Source organism: Siphonobacter sp., assembly GCF_048595215.1.
In the GTDB taxonomy this organism is placed as follows: domain Bacteria; phylum Bacteroidota; class Bacteroidia; order Cytophagales; family Spirosomataceae; genus Siphonobacter.
In genome coordinates this window covers 1-19,247 of the sequence record NZ_JBMDWJ010000173.1, presented here as the reverse complement: position 1 = coordinate 19,247, position 19,247 = coordinate 1, and the positions used below count along the sequence as shown (strand labels likewise).

Here is a 19,247-nt window from a genome sequence, read left to right as displayed (position 1 = left end):
TTTTGTGAAGTTAGGGAATCGTTCGTCTTCGTAAATAGATGGCTCCGAAGACTCCCAACCCATTCTTAACCGAGCTGGGAATAAGCGTAGGTTCAGCAAAAGGATTATTGCCATTTTCCATTTGCAGGGCACTCGCTTTCAAAAACTCGTACGCATGGCGGTCGCACTGAAGAATGAGTAAATCCGTTGATCGAGGCGTGCGTAAGACCGAATCCGGGGAAATAATTCTTCCCAGATACGCCCGTACCATTGGGGAGTTAAGCCGAAGTTCATCGGCAGTTTTGAAGTGATCCCATCGCGTTTCCAAACCATTAATCACGGTATCTCTTCCATCAACGGCCGTCGTATCCGAAAAGGCCCATTGCCGCCCGAGGGCAAAGTAGTACGGCTCTGTACCAGTACCTCCGTTCCAAAGCAAGGTGTACGTTCGGTATACGGTAACGCTCAAGGGGCGTTGGATATAACTCAAGCCTTCGTCACGCCAGCTTACGCCATTTACCACGGACGGAATAGTACAGGAGGCTTCAATGGGAGGGAAATCAGGAGCTGAAGCCGTCAACGTATATGTGCCACCCGCGACCAATGGCATTTGTCGGGTAGTAATTCGATAAACGTCGGCCCGGGGAGGTAAGGTGACCGTTCGCTGACCATTGGAAATCTGTACCACCGCATTGCGGATGAAAGCAGCACTATCGGTGCCCACCATGGGCTGATTGGAACGTAGCGTAACCTGAATGATTTGCTCGTGGGGGTTCAAGTAACATTCCAGTACTAATTTACGCTCGTACGGAATCAGTACGGAGTTTACTTCCTGCTCGCAAGCCAGGCAGCCGATCAGACTCAGCAACAGTACTACAGCAACGAGTATCTTCATGGTTTAAAACTTAAATCCGTACGAAACACTAGGAATGATCGGGAATAAGGAAACTTGCTTCAGGATACGTTTTGACTGAGTAGCGGTACTTTCCGAATCATCGATGTAGTAGAAAAAGGGATTTCGCCGACTATACGCATTGTATAAGCTAAACTCCCAAGTACGCTCGTGACGACGCTTTTGTTTGCGAAGTTGTACGCTCAAATCCAGCCGATGATACGGGGCGGCCCGAAAACTGTTTCGTTGGTTATAATCAAAAACCTGAGCCGGAAATAGAGAAACATTACCCGATTGGATCGGGCCCCGAATTTCAAAGGTACTTTGGGGGAGGGAAAGGGCCTGTCCCGTTCCATACACCCAGGTTCCCGAAAACGTCACCCAGGAGTTGAGGTGATAAATGCCAACCAGTGATACATCGTGGCGGCGGTCGTACCGAGCCCAGAACTTCTGTCCGCTATTGAGTTCGTCAAACTGATTTTGAATCCAGGAAAGCGTGTAGCCGACCCAGCCCGTAAGCCGACCCGTTTTCTTTTGTAGTAAAAATTCAGTTCCGTAGCTCCAGCCCTGACCCGCCGTAATTTGTTCTTCCCACGAACGGGGCTGTCGGTTCGTTTCCGTCAGACTTTCCAGACCCGTACTCGCCAAAAAACTAGAACCTTCCTTGTACGAAAGAATACCATCCATCTTTTTGTAAAATCCTTCCAGGGTTACCGAGAAAGGGCGATAATCTTTGACCACGCCCAGAGCAATTTGCCGCGACTGTTGCGGAGCAATATTCTGCGTAGTAGGTACCCAAAGGTCCGTCGGCAATCCCACCCCCGAATTCGACAAGAGGTGAATGTACTGGTTCATGGTCGCATACGAAGCCTTTACGGCCCAATCGTGGGGAAAGGTATATGCAACCGCCAATCGAGGCTCAGGCCGGACGTACGTGCGACCATCGGTGGTAAACGAACTTAACCGAACCCCTGCGTTGATTCGTAAAGGAGTAGTAGGGTGATAGGTGTCCTCCAGGTACAGGCCGCCTTCGTAACTGTCCAGGGGCTGACTACGAGCCACATTCTGGGATGCAATACTGCTTTCGAGGGTGACCGTCTGCGGTAAAAATCGATGTGAGGTTAGCAATGCACCCGCTTTGACGGCGTGCTTAGGTGAAGGCGACCAATCAAAGCTACTTTTTAGGGAAAAGTCTCGGATGGAAGAAGCGTTTTGAAGCACGTACTGACTCGTAACCTGATTGAACGTTTGGGAACTACGGGCGTCTACTTGAAATTGGTAGTAACTGTAAATCAGTGAAGTATTTGCGAAAAGCTGGTCGGAAAACAGGTGATTCCACCGCAGGCTAGCCGTGGCATTTCCCCAGTTTAATCCGCCGCCCTGGCTGTTGGCATCAATTCGGGAAGCGAAAGAAAACCGATCCTGACCGAAATACCCACTCAGGTACAGCTTATTCCGTCGGCCAAAATCATAATTGACTTTTGCGTTGAGATCGTAGAAGTAATAACCAGCCTGGTTTTCGCGGGGTAGGAGAGGCTTGAGTAAGAGATCCGCATACGTCCGCCGACCGGAAATAATAAACGAAGATTGGTTTTTTTTGATGGGGCCTTCCAGTGCCAAACGGCTGGAAATCAGTCCAATTCCGCCTTCACCGTGAAACGCTTCTTTGTGGCCTTCCTTCATCTGCATCTCAATAACGGAAGAAAGCCGACCGCCGTACCGAGCCGGGAATCCACCTTTGATCAGCTCGACGGATTTGAGAGCATCGCCGTTGAAAAGGGAGAAAAAGCCAAACAGGTGAAACGAATTGTAGACCGGAGCATCGTCGAGCATAATCAGATTCTGATCGGGACCACCCCCGCGAATGTACAGCCCGGAGTTGCCTTCGGAGCCTTTTTGTACGCCGGGAAGCAATTGCAGGACTTTCAGCATATCCTTTTCTCCTAATAGAGCCGGTACCGCCTTCATCTGCTGAATGGGAACCGATACAGTAGACATCTGTACATGTTGCGATTCTTTGGCTACCTGCTCAGCGGAAACGACGACTTCCTGTAATTGCCGGTTCTCCGCTCTCAAAGTCAGATTCAGTTCCGTACTTTTTCGAAAGACCAGAGTTCGAGTTTCCGTTTGAAAACCCACCGATGAGATGATTACGTGCAGACTATCCGAAGGAGGAAGCGTTAGCGAATAAAAGCCGTAAGCATTGGTGGTTGTGCCCGTTTGTCGCTCCGTTACACGGATCGATACGCCCGGTAATAGTTCGCCCGAACCCTGTTCCCGTACGTACCCACTGAGGGTAACACGGCTGGTTTGAGCCTGAACTATACGGAAGGAAAAGAGTAAAATCAGGGTAAAGCGTACCAGCATAGCAACCGATGGGTTGTCGAAAAGGTCTAGAGAGCGAACGCCAATCTACAAAACAAACGGCTGAAGTACAGAGATGTTACGAATTACTTCATTTATACGATTAATCGGGAAAATAAGAAGAAGCTACTGGAAGAAGGAGCGATCACCGTACGCGAAGCTGGGGAATCCCCCAGCCGTAGCAGTTGTAATAGAGTGGATTGGATAATAAACCAGTGAACTAGCACTAAATAGGAAGGTGAAGGCTAAACGAAGAAGCTCTTGTGGCAAGCAGCACACAGGCTATTCCATCAGCAAAATTCAGGATTATAGGGGAATTAAACATTGCGAAAACGCAAAAAACCACTTGCGTTTTCGCAACAAATGTACGTACACGTTTTTACTTATCCCGCGAAAGCTGGGTGCGAATCCGACTGATTTGATAGTAACTCATATTAAGATAACTTGCCAGTACACTCTGGGCTAAACGTCCTCGTAAATTTGGGTATTGTTGCTCAAATAATTGATATCGGCGAAGCGGCGAACGCGTGCAAAGCAATTGGATGCGGGCATCATAGTCCAAAAAGTATTGCTGCGTAAAATGAAGTACAACCTGAATATATTCGTGATGTTCTTCTTGCAATCGAATAAAGTCGCGATAATGCAAGCGAAAAATGGTACTTTCTTCTAGTGTTTCCAGATATTGCGTAGAAGGGATTTGCTGATAAAAACTTTGGCTAATGGTACCTACTCCTCCTTCGGCTAGAATCCAGGCCGTAATCTCTTTACCCTCTTCAAAATAGTAGGCCCGCAAGAGTCCTTTTTCAATAAAATACAAGTACTCACTGGACTGGCCGGGCGTTACTAAAATAGAACCTTTTAGATACGTAGTTGGCTTAAATAATTGATTTAATGCCTGCTGAGCCGGTTCAGAAAAAGGCGGAAACTGAGTAATGACTTCAGCTAATTGGGTTGGTAATTCAGTAAGAGGTAGCATAGGCAAATAAAAACTAGCCCTCAATGTTACGAAACTTACCGTTAAATATGTCTAAGATAAGTATATTATTGTACAATAGCCATCACTTTAAACGGCTTGGGTTCGCCAATAAATAATTGCTGAAAGCCTTCAATTTGATACGCTGCCAAACGTCCATTTTTACTTTCCAAGGTGAGGATTCGCTCCGATTCAAAGAGATAATTTTTATCCAAAAGTGTGGCTTTAACCTTTTCCAATTTACCCTGCTCATCCGTAATGACCTCCATGTATTGAACGGGTAAATTTTCTCCTTGTCGAAGGCGATAGGAAATAGTATGCGTAGAAAGGGTATCTACAAAGTAACTTTGGGTAAAAGCCGGTTTATTGATGTCAGCTTGTGCAAACAATTCCAGTTCTTTACTCCAGTCAATTTTTTGCGTAATTAAGGTCTCGTTTTCTTCGTTTACAATCACGTCTTTCCGAACCAAGGGTTTCGTACGGCTTAAGGAAATAATCTGGGCATCGATGTATCCTTTTAAATCATAATACGGAGCTTTAAAATTATCCGAGCGTTGCGGCGACTGGCAAGCAAAGACTACTAACAGGGGTAGCAGGTATACCAACTTTTTCATGACAGGAGAACAGCAAAAACGAAAAGATAGTTTGACGTCTACCAAGGTTTATGAATACGTTGAGGAGTTAAAACATACAGGGGTCAAGGTGTACCCACGAATGTTTTAACTCCTCAAGCCTCGGTCTTCCGAAAGTTATTTAAGAACGTAGCTCAGTTGTTCCGCGTTTTCCTGTAACCATTCGTGTACTTCTTCCACGATCTGGCGAATGGAAATTTCGGGTTTCCAGCCCGTTAGTTCGGTTACTTTGCTGTTGTCGGTGATGTACAGCGGAATATCTGCCGTACGGCCTTCCGTAACAGCTTTAATCGGAATCGTTTTCCCCGTAACCTCCTGGCAGACCTTCGTTAGTTCTACGAGTGACGTACTGACTTCGACGCCACCGCCAACGTTCAGCACTTCGCCATTTACTTTGTCGATATTGTGCAACTGCCAGTCTACCAAACGGTACAGATCGGCTACATGTAGCATATCACGAGTTTGTTTACCCGTACCATTAAAGCCAATGTACGCCAGTTGTTGTTCGTAGAAATGGCGGGCTACCCACAACACCATCACGCCCTGATCGGCTTTGCCCATTTGCCAAGGGCCCGTCAGTACGCCGCAACGGTTGATCACCGTTTTCAGACCATAGAATTCATTATACTCGTGGATCATCAGCTCCGAAGCCAGCTTGGTAGCTCCGTACAACGAGCGGGCTCCGTCGAGGGGGAAGTGCTCGGCAATACCCTTGGACGAGGCTCCTGGAAGCGGTTGCTCTTCAGTCAGGGCAAAACGCGTATCGGCTTCCTGATACGTCAGTTTTTCCAGCGGCTTGATCGGGTAAATGCGGCTGGTCGACAGGAAAATAAAGTTAGCCTTGTGCTTTAGAGCAAAGTTGAGGCAATTGATGGTACCAACCAGATTGGTATTGATCAGGTAATCGGGCGAGCCGTTGAGACCAGCCAATACGGAAGGTTCGGCAGACGCTTCAATCACGGCATCTACGGCCGGAATTACGTCGAAATCTTCTTTGGAACGAATATCTCCGTGTACAAACTCAATTCCAGCTGCTTTGAGTCGGTTGATATTTAATTCTGAACCCCGCCGTTTGAGGTTATCTAAGGCAAAGATTTCGTACGAAGGATAGTTTTTCTTGAGACTAAGGGCGAGGGCTGAACCCACAAACCCGGCTCCGCCAGTAATAAGAATTTTCATAATACGTGAGATTGTAGACTGTTGCTTGAAAGCGTAACGGTGGCTTACTGCTTCGAGCCTACACACAGAAATGGTTGAAAAATGAAAAGATTAACAATAGAAATGTAGTACCATGCATTCCCTAATCCGTAACCCGCTTGAGATCAAAGTTTTGAGCGGGACGAATGATGAGGGGTACTTTCTCAATCTTCACGGCCGAACTATCCAAACCAAACCATCGATCTTCGGAGGTAGTAAAGGCCTTGATGTAGAAGTAAGCCTGCATGGTGATACGCTCCCAGAAGGGGAGATCGTTTTCGAAGGACAGGAATTTTTCCAGTACGACGAAGCGGAAATCACCGATTACGTTCTGCTTGTTCAGCGATTCGTACCGGCTGGTAATATCCACTTCTTTACGTTTTACCATGTCCTGGATTACTTTCCGGAAGTAAAGGTTAATACGTTGTTCTACGCGGAAACCCAGTCGGAAGGTCACTTTAATGACATCATCCGGGGCAATAACGTTGACCTTATACTCCATCGTATACGGATCATCCACGGTATCCACGTGGACAAACCAGTAAATGTCAGCTCGCTTCGGACGCTTTTGGAAAATGGAGTAGATGACTTTCGACTCGATCTCGCTCACCCGCGAAGCATTCGACATAAAAATCAGGTGCGTTGCGTATTTGGGAATCGACATGTCCCGGCTGAGTTCTTTCAGGGGTTCCGTATAATCGGAGAGCTTCACATATTCCGTCAGACGAGCTTTGATGTTGAAGGCCCGTAACCAGATAATCATCACCCCCGCAATCGTCGTACCGATCAGCAATGAAACCCAGCCGCCATGCGTAAATTTCAGCAGATTCGCCAGCAGGAATGAAAACTCAATACTCAGGTATACCACCAGGAATAGAATCACACCATAGAAATTGAATCGGTGCGTATACAGATAGTACGCCATCAGCATGGTGGTCATCAACATTGTCAGCGTAATCGCCAGACCGTAGGCCGCTTCCATGTTGGTTGATTCGCGGAAATAGAGTACAACGCCCATACAACCCGCCCACAACAGCCAGTTCACACTAGGCACGTACAACTGCCCTTTTTCATTGGAAGGATACCGAAGCTTTACTTTGGGCCAGAAGTTCAAACGAATGGCTTCTGAAATCAGCGTGAAGGATCCCGTAATCAAAGCCTGACTGGCGATGATGGCTGCCATTGTCGCAATGGTAATACCGGGCAGTAAGAACCACTCGGGCATCATTTCGTAAATGGGCTTGCGACCCCGCAGAAACTCACCCGTATGTTCCATCAGCCAGGCTCCCTGACCGAAGTACTGGAGCATCAAACAGAGCTTCACAAAAACCCAGGATACCCGAATGTTGCCGCGACCGCAGTGGCCCATATCGGAGTACAGAGCTTCCGCACCCGTCGAGCAAAGAAAGACCGAACCCAGCAACCAGAAGCCGCCCGCCTCGTGAGCCAGCATGTCGTAGGCATAATAGGGACTGATGGCCCGTAGAATGGTCCAGTCGTGGGAAATCCAGAGAACTCCGAAAAAGCCCAGCATACTAAACCAGATGAACATCAGCGGTCCGAACGAGCGGCCCACCAGCTGCGTACCTAGGGCCTGGATGAGGAATAAAATCGTGATGATAACCAGGATGATATAAATAATATACTTCTCCAGGTGAGGATACCGCATCTCTAACCCTTCAACGGCCGAAGCCACCGACATGGGAGGCGTAATAATACCATCGGCCAGCAGGGCTGCTCCACCAATGATGGCCGGAACCGTTAACCAACGGGCGTGCTTCCGCACTAGTGTGTACAAGGCGAAGACACCGCCTTCACCCCGGTTATCGGCCCGTAAAATAAGAATGACGTACTTGATGGTAGTAAGTAGAGTCAGCGTCCAGAATACGCAGGAAACAGCTCCCAAAGCAAGGCGTTCGGAAATGGGATTTTCGCCCACGACAGCCTGCATTACGTACAGCGGAGAGGTTCCAATATCTCCGTAAATGATACCCAGGGCAATCAGGAGCCCCGCAGTACTCACCTTATCCAGGTGTTTATGATCCATGTAAAAGTTGGCTTGATAGCCGCAAAGTTAAGTAATTAGACAACCAGCCGTACGGGGGCAGAAACGAAGCTTCACAAAAAGGCCGACCCAAACGTAGCGTTCAGATCGGCCAGAAACGTTACAATACGCCTTCGACCTCTTTACGAAGCTGGGCTTCGTCCCGGAAGCCTACGAGGCGGTTGATGGGTTTACCGTCTTTAAACAGAATAAGCGTAGGAATGGCATCCACCCGAAACTGTTTCACCACGTCCGGATCACGGTCGGCGTCAATTTTTAGAACGGCTACTTTCCCGGTCCAGTCTTTCTTGAGCTTTTGCAGAATCGGATCCTGCTGTTTGCAGGGACCGCACCAGACGGCGTAAAAGTCAACCAGTACTACTTTGTTGTCTTTCAGCGTTTGATCGAGTACGGATTTTCCGGTAGGAGCCGCCACCATGGCCGGGCGTTCCTTTGGAGCTACTACAGTCTTGTTAGCGGTAGTCCATTTCAGATACCCGCCATCGAGGTTGTATACCTCCGTGAATCCTGCTTTCGCCAAGTACTCAGCCGCTTGTCCGCTTCGACCGCCCGAGTAGCAATACACCAGCACGGGCTTGTTTTTGTCAAGCTTTGCGACCTGCTCGGCAAAAGAAGTCTGCTGTTTCCAGTCGATGTTCTGGGCATTGGGTAAATAGCCGCGTTCGTACTCCGAAGAGGTACGAACATCCAGAATCTGCGTAGCACCGGGAAGCTTGCCTTCAAAGGCATTGACATCCAGGTTGGTTTGAGCAAGGGCCGACAGGCTCAAGAGGCTCGCCAGTATACTTACCAGAAAACGAAAATTCTTCATGTCAGGGTTGTTGATGAGCCAATGCAGCCCGAATCAGAGAGACGCTTTTACTTCAGATTATCCAGATTGTAATGGAGCCCGATGTTTTCGCGGCGGGACATGGCCATTTTTATCACAAGATACGAAACGTTGATCATGTTCCGTAATTCACAAATCGGTACCGAAACTTTTGATTCCCGGTACAATTGTTCGTGTTCACGATACAATAACTCTACCCGCTCGTAAGCCCGGCGTAAGCGTCGGTTGGTACGCACAATACCTACATAGTTGGACATAATGCTGTTAAGCTCCCGGGTCATTTCCGTGACCAGTACCTGCTCTTCCGGATGCGTTGTACCAGAGTCATCCCAGTCGGGAACATCGTCCGGAATAAGAGCCTGTGACAACTCTTCAATCGTATGCAAAAAAGCCCGGTGACTGAATACCACGGCTTCCAGTAAGGAATTAGAAGCCAGACGGTTGGCTCCGTGCAGACCCGTACAAGAACATTCACCGGCGGCGTAAAGAAAATGAATGTTGGTTTGTCCCCATTCATTCACCCGAACGCCCCCACAAAGATAGTGTTGTGCGGGTACAACCGGAATCATATCGGTCCGAATATCAATGCCCAGGTCCAGACAATGCTGCGTAATGTTGGGAAAGTGCTCCAGAAACTTTTCGTAATCGGCATCCCGTACGTCCAGATAGACGTGATCGGTACCGTTCCGTTTCATTTCGGAGTCGATGGCTCGGGCTGTAATGTCGCGGGGGGCTAAGGAAAGGCGGGGGTCGTACTGTTCCATGAACGTCGAACCATCCGCGTTTTTCAGAATACCGCCAAAGCCGCGTACGGCTTCCGAAATCAGGAAGGAAGGCTTTTTGCCGGGTTGGTACAGGCTGGTGGGGTGAAACTGGATGAATTCCATATTATCACAAATCCCCTTAGCCCGGTACGCCATGGCAATGCCGTCGCCGGTTGCAATGGTTGGATTCGTGGTACTCTGGTAGATGTTCCCGATGCCACCCGTGGCCAGCATGGTCGTTTTCGCCAGAAACTTATCGACTTCGCCCGTTTGCGTATTCAGCACGTACGCTCCGAAGCACTTGATGTCTTCCCGATACCGCAAAACGGTTTCGCCCAGATGGTGCTGGGTAATGAGTTCGACGGCGTAGTAATGCGTGAAAATCTGGATGCTGGTATGGCGTTGAACCTCTTCCAGCAAGGCTCGCTCGATTTCGGCTCCAGTAATATCCTTGAAATGAAGAATGCGGTGATCGGAATGGCCGCCTTCGCGGGCCAAATCGTAGTCTTCGCCGTGGCGATCGAACCGCGTTCCGTAATCAATCAGTTCCTGAATACGGGCGGGAGCTTCTTTGACTACAATTTCTACAATATCGCGTTTGTTGAGGCCATCACCGGCGTCCACGGTATCATCGATGTGTTTGTCGAAGGAATCCTCTTTGGACCATACCGCTGCAATGCCGCCCTGGGCGTATTTAGTATTAGTTTCGTCGGCCTGAACTTTGGTAATGATGGCAATGGAAACCGCTTCCTGACGGCTTTCAAAATAACGAGCCAGTTTGGTCGCATAACTTAGCCCGGCAATACCCGAACCGATCACAAGGAAGTCGTACTGATGAGTCATATTACATCCAAAACGATTTAGAGCGGCGAAAGTTAAAAGATATTTGGTAATGCGAGCCACTTAGGAAGGGAAATGTCTGCAGCTACGGTTGAGATCAAGAATAGAATGTCTTATTTTAGTAATCAGGAAATAAATCAGCTGGCCTGCAACGTATAAAATAACCTTCGAAGCCGAGCGGGCGGAGCAAATGCTAGTCTATCTAAACCCTGGTCAATACGAACTCCTATGGACTTACTTCTTAGTAGCGTACGTCGAAAGTCAATCCTGCGAATAGTACTGATTCTGGGCATTAGTTGGGGATGGTTAACGGGCTGTACCGTGCGACTAGCTCCCCAACATAATCAAGCCTTAGTCGCGGGTTTAGTGGAGCAGAATAAGGCGGTGATGGAATTCTTTGCCTTTTACGCCTGGGGAACCAAAGCGGCCAGTTTTCCCGAACGACTGCCCGAGTATAATCGCCTGATTGGCAATTTCGACGCCCTGGCCTTGCAGGCCGATGCCCGGCCCGTTCCCCGTAATAAGATCAAAACGAAAGTAAACGAAGCCTTACAGAAACGGGGCATTCCGGTACTGGAGGAGGGCGAAATTCCAAGTGCTACGGCCCTGCGAAAAATTTACGAAACGCTCGTGAAAATGCGGGATACTGACCAAAAGCAGGGGCTAACCCTGACCGAAAGCCAAGCCTTTAAGGGGATGGTGAAAATTTACCTGGATCAGGCTCTTACGTACGAAAATTTTCTGGAACGCTAACCTTACGTACCCATGGAGCTGGACATTACGCAACTCATGAAAGACATCAGCACGGCGGTATCTGCGGTACTGGGCAAAGATGTGACTACCATCCAGGGTTTTCGGGATCGGCAGCTAAAAGCCATTGCTCAGCAGTCGGTCCTGATTACAGCGGGTATTGCGACGGGTGAAATCACGGAAGAAACCCGCGAGTTTTTTCTGGACAGTTTACAGGATATGGTACTGAACTTTTTGAAAACGCTGCAGGGCGTCGCTCAGGTGACGATCGAAAAAGCCTGGAACGCCGCCGTAACCGTAATCTGGGACGCGATTGAAAAGGTGACGGGAATACGGTTAGTAGGGTAAACTAATAACCATATTAAACGATCCAATTTAAACGCGTATAACATATATAGGAATATAAACGCTAAGCTTAAAATGTTATTTAAGTTTAGTATGTAATTATTTTATAATAACATATTATGTATGTAATAGTTTTTTAAATTTAGATTTTTTTACAAAAGTTGAAATAAATTGATTCTGAACTATTATATATTTGAAGTAAAGGTTATCGCGTATTGACATTTTCGCATTCTGCATCTTTTAGCTTCTCAGATAATTTTTCTGATACCTCTAATTAATAGTTTAGAGGGAAAATAGATTTCGTATTTCCAAATCCTCCATTGAATTTATTTATTATGTACTTAGAGTTGTGGAGCTTGGTACAACGGTCAATCTTACGTTGCCAATTGAAACGATGGTTCGCGTTCATAGTGAATCTTAGATAAAGGTAACATGCTGATTAGTCAAGAAGTGGCACGGTGAATAAAGAAGTGAACCATTGTTTTTCAGTGGGTTGTAAGCAGAATGCTATATTAAATTATAGAAAAGCCATAATGCCACGGTGTCTTAAGCGATAACCTTTTAATCTAATATTTATAATGATGAATACTAAGCATTGGTATAAACCCAAAGCATATATACATTTTAGCCCATCTTTCAATCGTAGAGATTATGATTTTGTAGAAAGCTACGTTTCTAAAGAAATCAACATTATAAAACATGGCTTTTTCCCATTAATCAATAAAGTAGTAACGGAAAAGAGGTACAAGAAGCTGAAAAATGAAAACGAAGAGACTATAAGATCACATTATGATTATGTGAATAAGAAATCTACTGCTAAAGAAAGACAGATTTACTATGCAAATCACTTAGATAGTTACATATATGCTTACTATGCAAGAGAAATAGTTGGGAAAAAGTACGAAGAAGTGATTAATTCAAATCCTAGTCTACATTTAAGCGTATGTGCATATAGGTTCATTGAGACAAAGCCCGGATCTAATAGAGGTAAATCTAATGCTCATTTTGCTAAAGAAGTTTTTGATTACATAAGTAGCAATCCTTCATGTGCCGTTTTATGCTTTGATATAGAAAAATTTTTCGATAGTTTAGATCATAATTATTTAAAAAAAATGTGGTGTAAAGCCATAGGTGAAAAATTATTGCCTCTTGATCAATATAAGATATATAAGTTTCTTACAAATTTTACATATGTTGAGGAGAGTGATTTACTCAAAGAATATAATCATCATATTATTCCACGATCTATTCTGAAACAACATCGTCAAGATAACAATTTTGTTTGTTATTGTCCTGAAAAAAAAGATTTCAAAAATAAAATTATAGGTAGAAATAACTATAAGAATAAATCTCTCATAAAATTTCATCCTTTTAAAGATACACAAGGTAAGCTCAAAGGTATCCCACAAGGTACTGCTATAAGTGCGTTGCTCGCGAATATTTATATGCTTGATTTTGATAATAAGATTAATGCAAAATTAGCAACTTTAGAAGGTATCTATAGAAGATATTCGGATGATATTATAATAGTTACTTCTTTAGAAAATAAAAACGAAATATTGGAATTCGTCAATAGAGAAATAGAAATCAATAAACTTTCGTTTAATGATAAAACAGAAATTGTTGAATTTATAGATGGTAAACCAATAAATTCTAATCTAAAATATCTGGGTTTTGAATTTAATGGTAATAGTGCATTAATTAAATCATCAAGCTTAGCTAAATACTACAGAAAAGTAAAAAGACATATAAAAATAAAAGCATTAAAGGCTTATTATTTGCAAAAGAAAAAACAAACTATACATACCCAAATATATAGAAAAAATCTTTATATTAAATATAGTCATTTAGGTAAAAGAAACTACATAAACTATGCTTACAAATCATCATATATTTTGCAGTCTAAAGCTATTAGATTGCAAATAAGGAATCATTGGAAAAACATACATTTACATATGAATAAGTGGGAAAACAAATTAAGAATACCGAAATATTGATTGTTTGATAATTGTATTTTATAAAAGTATTTCCTAATTATAGATATGTTTTTACGTAAAGATATCTATAATTATAAGTGCCAATATAGAAGTACCGATAATAAAAAACTCTATTTATCGGCACCTCCTACACACTATGTCGTTCCCATAGCGAAAATTCATCCCAGCATTACCAATCCAGTTTGACCAGAGCTACGGCCTGCCGTTCTAGCGTAATGGGCAAAGAGACTTTCGCATCGACGGTTTTTACTTTCCGCATAACCAAACATTTTAATTTTCCCGCTTTTTCCAGGATTGCAATCTGCTGGGAAGTAGGCTTTTGCGGAGAGCCCATTTTTTTCCACGCCTCGTAGGAATTGCTATTTTCCTTGTCAATCACATAAACTCGCACCGTCGCTTTTCGGGCCGGAACGTGAGCGATTTCCAGGTTGATGGTTTCCGTAGGTCCCGGCTTATCGTCATCGTGGTAGTTCCAGACCATTACGGCTGCGGTTTTCTGATCACTGGTTGCCAGGGCTCCAATATCGGAGGTCGGCCCGTGAACGCTTGATTTCAGAACATCCGTCAACGCATACATGCGATTGCTTTGAGCCATGACCCGTTTTCCCGACATCATGCCAAACATCCGGAATACATTCAGTACCGGCTTGTCTACGCCATTCGTGGCTAAATCCCGAAACCCGTAGAACCAGGGCTGATCTTCAAATTCGAAGGACCAGGACACGGCACCCAGGAAATTAATTTTAGCCATATCCGCCAGTAGATATTTTCGGGCAAACGTCGCGGCGGTATAGCTGGAGTACATGGTTCCATTCCGGTATGCATTTTCGGGATTCGTCGCCATACCGCAGGCCGCACAACCTTCCGGGTCCGATTCCCCGATGATGATGGGTAAATCTTTGGTCTCGGGATACGCCGCCGTAATCGCAAAACCCGTCTTGATGTCATTCAACTGGGCGGACATGTCCATACGGACGGAGCCATCCAATAGTCTAGGTTGTCCCTTGGCGTGAAATAAAATAGCATCCACGGGTGAACCCTTCTTCCCTGTAGCGTAGTTAGTCCCCGAAATGCAGTGCTTGATAAAGTTATTAGTCCACTCAGTAGCTCCCTTGCCCCGCGTCCCCGCAATATTGATACCCCCGATTTTGGCCGTGGGTAAGGCCCGTTTCAAACCATCGGCGGCGTAGTCGTAAAGCTTCAGAAATTCCTCCTGCGTGCCTTTCCAGTAATGACCATTCGGCTCGTTCCAAACTTCCCAGTACCAGCTTTCCACTTCCTTCTGGCCGTAGCGTTCAACCGAGTGTTTGACCCATTGATAGACCAGCTCCCGCCATTTATTATAATCCTTGGGGGGATACGCCCAGCCCGTAATAATATCCGTGTAGGGATCGCCCGGTTTCCAGTAATGCCGATACGGTTCCGGATGCGTGGATAAGGCCTGCGGCATAAAGCCAATCTGAGCCAGGGGCTTCATGCCTCGCTTCACGTAACTATCGAAAATGCTATCTACGATGGCCCAGTTGTAAATGGGCTGTCCGTTGGCATCTTCAGTATAGGCATTGGTGGAGCCCCATTTCAGGGCCGCTTTTCCGTCACCCGATACTAGCAAACTATGGGTTCGTACATAAACGGGTACGGGGCTTAACTGGGCTAGTTCCGTTAATAACTTTTGCCCATCCTTCATGTAGGTATAGTTGGGTTCATCGTACCCAAACCAGGCCCAGACGGGTTTCATGGGAGCAATTTCCTGCTTGAGGTCTACTTGAATGGCAGGGTTTTGAGCAGAGGTAGAGGTCGTTGAAAAAAAGAATAAAGTAACGACCATCCAAGCCGAAAGGACGTAGATTTGGCGAGACCAGGGTCTGGAAAAAAAGGGCATAACTTAAAGAAGTCTAGGTTTAGCATCATTCGACAATGATGGCAAAGTAAGCTTTATTCTTCAGTTGAGGAACCTGTTCGGTCGGGTACAGGGACTTGTTTCCCGTAACAATTCTATGTTCACCCACAAAAAAGTCCGTAACCACGGTTACGGACTAAAAATTAAAGGATCGCTCGGTGCAGTTTCACCTGATCTTCCATAAAGCCACCGTACAATCGCCGGTGATCTTTGAAGTTGAAAACGCTTCCATCGTTTCGTACATGCTCAATTTTGGATAAATCGAGCGTTTGTACCAGCCAAGCTTCGGCCTGCGGCGTATGCGAAGCAATAATTCCTTCTTCGGGCAAACCCGTATCAGGGGTCGAGTAAAAGGCTGAAAAGCCGTAATTAATATCGACCGCGGGTGACCAAAGGGCATTTCCCACGGTCTGTGAAACCACGGTATAACATTGATTCTCTAAAGCTCTTGCCCGGGCACCCACGTGTACCCGCGTAGCTCCGCGAATGGTTTCAGTACAGCTTGGAGCTACCACTAGTGAAGCTCCTAGGTTACAGAGCAACTGCGAACTCAGCGAAAATTCAACGTCGTAGCAAATCTGAATGCCAAAACGGCCCCAGTCCGCTTCAAACATGGTCAGTTCTTTTTCACCACTCGAAATACCCCAGTGCTCATTTTCGAAACGGGTCATAAAGAATTTGTCCTGATACCCTACGAGGCCTTTCGGAGAGAAGACGTAAGCCCGATTAACGAGCTCTTTCTTTAAGAGTACCGGAAAACTCGGAGCTACGATACTAACGCCGTATTGGCGGGACAGTTCCGCGAAAACCGTACAGAAATCGGCCCGTAAGGCGTCCATTTCCCGTACTTGTTGGCGGATGTTCTGGCGAATGTCTTCCGAAAACAGACTCACCAGTTCCATCGACCCGTATTCGGGAAATACCAACAGTTGGGCTTTTTGCCCGGCAGCCTGGGCTACCCAGCATTCGGTATGCCGACGCCAGGCTAGAAAATCAACGTGTTCAGTAATCGGATATTGAGCAGCGGCAATCGTTACTTCCAAGGGTACAGGCGTTTAAGCGATGGTGGGTGATAGGGCTTTGAGCCAATACACCATGGGTTTGGCCGTCGAGGTGGTTTCGCCAACGTCGGGCCATTCCATGTGGCTTTGCAGCGAAGGTTCGCGATGATAGCCGCGTTTGGTCCAGAATTCATCCAGGGGACGGTAATCATGCGGACGAGCCGGATGCGTCTCCGGGCGAACCACGGAACAGAAGCAGGCCGTTTGAAACGTACCAAAGCTGCGAGCATGGGCTTCGCGTTCATCAAAAAAACGATGCCCCAATCCCTGACCCCGATAGTCGGGCAGGAGGATGCTTTCTCCGAAATAAAAAATAGTACGTATATCCATACCTGCTTCTTCAAAGGGCTGACGAACCTCGGCGGTTTCCTCTTCCAGGGGAATACAGGTGGTGGCTCCGATCATCCGCTCGCCGTCATACGCCGCAAACAGGAAGGAACGCTCCGTCTTCGTATAAGTCTGTAAATACGCTTTTTCGTACGCTAGGGAGCCTTCATAGAGGTACGGGAAACTTCGGAATACTGCAATACGTAAATGGGCCAGGTCATCGAATACTTCTTCAATTGCCTGTCCAGTTTTATGAATGAAATGCATAGAATCAGGGAAAGTCTGGTTAGGGTGGGAAGCTTCAAAAGTTCACACCCTACTGCCATGCCTTTAGACTACGAAACGCGTTGAATCCAGAGGGGCAGGTTGTAATACGTCGTAACGCGGGTAATTTTTCCGTCTTTCACTTCCAGAAAAGCCCCGGCGGGTAATTCATAGGTTTGATGACGAGCTTCGGGCAGACCGTCTTCCCCCTTTTTATAAACGCCATTCACTACAAATTCAGCGGCTACCCGCGTTTGCGTAGGTTCGCTGAAAAACACCAGATCGGTTAAGGTTTCTTCGTAGCTTTCATCCATGTGCTCGAGAAACTTGGTAAACTGCTCGATGCCGATGCGGGCATCACCCTGGTTGGGTTCATGACGTATTTCGGGATCTACCAGGCTTAGCATTCCCTGCCAGTTTTTGTCGTTGAAATAGGCATAATATTGTTGAACAATTTCCAGTGCAGTCATAGTGGATACAGAAATTAAAAGATCGAATAAAACGTACTAAACATTAAAGAAACGTTTCAGGAAAAACGTTCAATGCAAATTACGACAGAATTGTAACTTTTGGTAGGGTTAATTGTTCGATGAGTACAATCGAACCAATCCCTACGTTATGTCCCGCACCTATTCCCTGAAAACGATTCAGAAGTTACCCATTACGCTGGATCAGGCCTGGGATTTTTTTAGTCAGCCCGGAAATCTGAAAGATATTACGCCGTCTACGATGGGCTTTACGATTCGAAGTCACCACCACGGCGACCGGATGTACGCCGGACAAGTCATTGAATATACCGTAAAGCCTCTATTTGGAATTCCCTTGTACTGGATGACGGAAATTACCCACGTAAAAGACCACGCTTATTTTGTGGACGAGCAGCGGTTTGGACCGTACAGTCTGTGGCACCATCAGCACCATTTTCGGGAGATTGCAGGTGGCGTGGAAATGACTGACATTGTACATTACCGGCTGCCTTTCTGGATTCTGGGGGATATCGCTCACGCGATCATAGCGAAAGATAAACTGCGGGAAATCTTCACCTTTCGTTATCAGAAAGCTGAAGAAGTGTTCGGAGCCTGGCCGGATGGACAGTCGCTGAACATTCAATTTTATTAGGTTTACTCGCTTGCCCCGATCTAAAACCGTTAATGGAATGATCGGGGCATTACTGGTCAGGCGTCTTAGACGCAAAACACCACCCCGATCATTCCATGATGGTCACAGATCGGGGTGAGCTTTTATCGTCTACCTCGTTTTGGTCCGCTGGTGGGCTTTTTGCCGCCCGAATTTTTGGGTCCGGGCCGTCCACCTGTCTTGCTGGCTTTGGGTCCGCCGGGTTTACTGCCGGGCCGACCAGCGGCCTGAGCTTTTTGCCAGGGTCTGGCCTTTTTCTCGTGGAAAGCTCCCTTAAACGTTGGATCGGCCTTCTTGCGTTGGTCATCCACTTCCCGCAGCATATCCTGCCGTTCCTGGAAAGGCGTATTGGTTACTTCGACCGCTTCGGGTAAAAACTCCACCGGAATTTCCTGACCGATGATTTTTTCAATTTTCTCGATGTGGTATTCTTCGGCCTCTGTAACAAAGGTGATGGCCTCGCCGGTACGGAAAGCCCGTCCGGTCCGACCAATCCGGTGTACGTAATCTTCGTAAATCAGCGGTACGTCGAAGTTAATGACGTGCGTAACTTCCTGCACGTCAATTCCCCGGGCGGCCACGTCCGTCGCCACCAGTACCCGGATTGTATTATCCCGGAAAGCCTGCATGGCGTTGATTCGCGTATTCTGGCCCTTGTTGGCGTGAATGACCCGAACTTCCTCTTCCGAGAAGACTTTCCGTGAAATGAATTTGTGAATATTATCGGCGACTTCCTTCGAGCGAACGAAAATCATCACCTTCTGAAAGGCGGGGTCCTGTAAGAGGTAACCCAGCAGATTGATTTTTGTATGCAGGTTCGGTACGGAATAAATGACCTGATTCACCGTCGTTGCCGTCGTTTCCAGCGGCGTTAATTGAAAAAGGGTCGGAAAATACAGAAAAAAGAACGAAAACATATCTACATTTTACG

The 19,247-nt window shown here is 46.5% G+C and carries 17 protein-coding genes; 4 read left to right on the top strand and 13 right to left on the bottom strand.

The genetic code is table 11. From position 1 onward, the window contains the following. Positions 1 to 10: 10 nt before the first annotated feature. The 8 genes from ACOJTG_RS10090 to nadB all read right to left on the bottom strand — a co-directional run bounded on the left by ACOJTG_RS10090 (position 11) and on the right by nadB (position 10,538). Entirely contained in the window at positions 11 to 874 is an 864-nt protein-coding gene (locus tag ACOJTG_RS10090) for a DUF4249 domain-containing protein (RefSeq protein WP_420153712.1), read from the bottom strand. A gap of 3 nt (positions 875 to 877) precedes the next feature. Further along, positions 878 to 3,238: a TonB-dependent receptor gene (locus tag ACOJTG_RS10085; protein WP_420153711.1), complete on the bottom strand. Its 2,361-nt coding sequence runs from the start codon at positions 3,236 to 3,238 to the stop codon at positions 878 to 880. A 376-nt stretch (positions 3,239 to 3,614) separates the two neighbouring features. Next, the gene (locus ACOJTG_RS10080; protein ID WP_420153710.1) at positions 3,615 to 4,211 is read right to left on the bottom strand and encodes a Crp/Fnr family transcriptional regulator; all 597 of its coding nucleotides are present in this window, start codon (positions 4,209 to 4,211) and stop codon (positions 3,615 to 3,617) included. A gap of 65 nt (positions 4,212 to 4,276) precedes the next feature. After that, positions 4,277 to 4,822 (bottom strand): hypothetical protein, encoded by a 546-nt coding sequence (locus ACOJTG_RS10075; RefSeq protein ID WP_420153709.1) that lies wholly within the window; start codon positions 4,820 to 4,822, stop codon positions 4,277 to 4,279. A gap of 135 nt (positions 4,823 to 4,957) precedes the next feature. After that, complete coding sequence (locus ACOJTG_RS10070) at positions 4,958 to 6,019, bottom strand: NAD-dependent epimerase/dehydratase family protein (RefSeq protein WP_420153708.1); 1,062 nt, start codon at positions 6,017 to 6,019, stop codon at positions 4,958 to 4,960. 121 nt (positions 6,020 to 6,140) lie between these two features. Next, on the bottom strand, positions 6,141 to 8,084 hold the full coding sequence (locus ACOJTG_RS10065) for a KUP/HAK/KT family potassium transporter (protein WP_420153707.1): 1,944 nt from the start codon (positions 8,082 to 8,084) through the stop codon (positions 6,141 to 6,143). A 118-nt stretch (positions 8,085 to 8,202) separates the two neighbouring features. Continuing rightward, the gene (gene trxA, locus ACOJTG_RS10060; protein ID WP_420153706.1) at positions 8,203 to 8,913 is read right to left on the bottom strand and encodes a thioredoxin; all 711 of its coding nucleotides are present in this window, start codon (positions 8,911 to 8,913) and stop codon (positions 8,203 to 8,205) included. A gap of 47 nt (positions 8,914 to 8,960) precedes the next feature. After that, positions 8,961 to 10,538, bottom strand: coding sequence for an L-aspartate oxidase (gene nadB, locus ACOJTG_RS10055; RefSeq protein WP_420153705.1), 1,578 nt, complete (start codon positions 10,536 to 10,538; stop codon positions 8,961 to 8,963). Positions 10,539 to 10,763: 225 nt separating this feature from the next. Between nadB and ACOJTG_RS10050 the strand changes: the two genes are divergently transcribed. The 3 genes from ACOJTG_RS10050 (at position 10,764) to ACOJTG_RS10040 (ending at position 13,627) form a co-directional block, all read left to right on the top strand. Then, positions 10,764 to 11,288: a hypothetical protein gene (locus tag ACOJTG_RS10050; RefSeq protein WP_420153704.1), complete on the top strand. Its 525-nt coding sequence runs from the start codon at positions 10,764 to 10,766 to the stop codon at positions 11,286 to 11,288. 12 nt (positions 11,289 to 11,300) lie between these two features. Next, positions 11,301 to 11,633: a hypothetical protein gene (locus ACOJTG_RS10045; protein ID WP_102200239.1), complete on the top strand. Its 333-nt coding sequence runs from the start codon at positions 11,301 to 11,303 to the stop codon at positions 11,631 to 11,633. Positions 11,634 to 12,208: 575 nt separating this feature from the next. Then, complete coding sequence (locus tag ACOJTG_RS10040) at positions 12,209 to 13,627, top strand: reverse transcriptase domain-containing protein (RefSeq protein WP_420153703.1); 1,419 nt, start codon at positions 12,209 to 12,211, stop codon at positions 13,625 to 13,627. A gap of 169 nt (positions 13,628 to 13,796) precedes the next feature. On the opposite strand, the gene ACOJTG_RS10035 is transcribed toward ACOJTG_RS10040, so the two are convergent. The 4 genes from ACOJTG_RS10035 to ACOJTG_RS10020 form a co-directional block, all read right to left on the bottom strand. Next, the gene (locus tag ACOJTG_RS10035) at positions 13,797 to 15,455 is read right to left on the bottom strand and encodes a GH39 family glycosyl hydrolase (RefSeq protein WP_420153726.1); all 1,659 of its coding nucleotides are present in this window, start codon (positions 15,453 to 15,455) and stop codon (positions 13,797 to 13,799) included. Positions 15,456 to 15,670: 215 nt separating this feature from the next. Beyond that, the gene (locus tag ACOJTG_RS10030) at positions 15,671 to 16,570 is read right to left on the bottom strand and encodes a carbon-nitrogen hydrolase family protein (protein ID WP_420153702.1); all 900 of its coding nucleotides are present in this window, start codon (positions 16,568 to 16,570) and stop codon (positions 15,671 to 15,673) included. A 12-nt stretch (positions 16,571 to 16,582) separates the two neighbouring features. Further along, positions 16,583 to 17,182, bottom strand: coding sequence for a GNAT family N-acetyltransferase (locus ACOJTG_RS10025; protein ID WP_420153701.1), 600 nt, complete (start codon positions 17,180 to 17,182; stop codon positions 16,583 to 16,585). A 68-nt stretch (positions 17,183 to 17,250) separates the two neighbouring features. After that, entirely contained in the window at positions 17,251 to 17,649 is a 399-nt protein-coding gene (locus tag ACOJTG_RS10020) for a nuclear transport factor 2 family protein (RefSeq protein ID WP_420153700.1), read from the bottom strand. A gap of 148 nt (positions 17,650 to 17,797) precedes the next feature. Between ACOJTG_RS10020 and ACOJTG_RS10015 the strand changes: the two genes are divergently transcribed. Further along, a complete protein-coding gene (locus ACOJTG_RS10015; protein ID WP_420153699.1) occupies positions 17,798 to 18,298 on the top strand; it encodes an SRPBCC family protein in 501 nt (166 codons plus the stop codon). Between the two features lie 122 nt (positions 18,299 to 18,420). On the opposite strand, the gene ACOJTG_RS10010 is transcribed toward ACOJTG_RS10015, so the two are convergent. After that, the gene (locus ACOJTG_RS10010) at positions 18,421 to 19,233 is read right to left on the bottom strand and encodes a helicase-related protein (RefSeq protein WP_420153698.1); all 813 of its coding nucleotides are present in this window, start codon (positions 19,231 to 19,233) and stop codon (positions 18,421 to 18,423) included. Between the last annotated feature and the right edge of the window lie 14 nt (positions 19,234 to 19,247).

Coding starts and splice junctions, on each gene's coding strand:
- ACOJTG_RS10045 (WP_102200239.1), top strand. CDS start 11,301: ATGGAGCTGGACATTACGCAACTCATGAAAGACATCAGCACGGCGGTA.
- ACOJTG_RS10085 (WP_420153711.1), bottom strand. CDS start 3,238: ATGCTGGTACGCTTTACCCTGATTTTACTCTTTTCCTTCCGTATAGTT.
- nadB (WP_420153705.1), bottom strand. CDS start 10,538: ATGACTCATCAGTACGACTTCCTTGTGATCGGTTCGGGTATTGCCGGG.
- ACOJTG_RS10025 (WP_420153701.1), bottom strand. CDS start 17,182: ATGCATTTCATTCATAAAACTGGACAGGCAATTGAAGAAGTATTCGAT.
- ACOJTG_RS10065 (WP_420153707.1), bottom strand. CDS start 8,084: ATGGATCATAAACACCTGGATAAGGTGAGTACTGCGGGGCTCCTGATT.
- ACOJTG_RS10035 (WP_420153726.1), bottom strand. CDS start 15,455: ATGGTCGTTACTTTATTCTTTTTTTCAACGACCTCTACCTCTGCTCAA.
- ACOJTG_RS10090 (WP_420153712.1), bottom strand. CDS start 874: ATGAAGATACTCGTTGCTGTAGTACTGTTGCTGAGTCTGATCGGCTGC.
- ACOJTG_RS10040 (WP_420153703.1), top strand. CDS start 12,209: ATGATGAATACTAAGCATTGGTATAAACCCAAAGCATATATACATTTT.
- ACOJTG_RS10050 (WP_420153704.1), top strand. CDS start 10,764: ATGGACTTACTTCTTAGTAGCGTACGTCGAAAGTCAATCCTGCGAATA.
- ACOJTG_RS10020 (WP_420153700.1), bottom strand. CDS start 17,649: ATGACTGCACTGGAAATTGTTCAACAATATTATGCCTATTTCAACGAC.
- trxA (WP_420153706.1), bottom strand. CDS start 8,913: ATGAAGAATTTTCGTTTTCTGGTAAGTATACTGGCGAGCCTCTTGAGC.
- ACOJTG_RS10080 (WP_420153710.1), bottom strand. CDS start 4,211: ATGCTACCTCTTACTGAATTACCAACCCAATTAGCTGAAGTCATTACT.
- ACOJTG_RS10075 (WP_420153709.1), bottom strand. CDS start 4,822: ATGAAAAAGTTGGTATACCTGCTACCCCTGTTAGTAGTCTTTGCTTGC.
- ACOJTG_RS10015 (WP_420153699.1), top strand. CDS start 17,798: ATGTCCCGCACCTATTCCCTGAAAACGATTCAGAAGTTACCCATTACG.
- ACOJTG_RS10070 (WP_420153708.1), bottom strand. CDS start 6,019: ATGAAAATTCTTATTACTGGCGGAGCCGGGTTTGTGGGTTCAGCCCTC.
- ACOJTG_RS10010 (WP_420153698.1), bottom strand. CDS start 19,233: ATGTTTTCGTTCTTTTTTCTGTATTTTCCGACCCTTTTTCAATTAACG.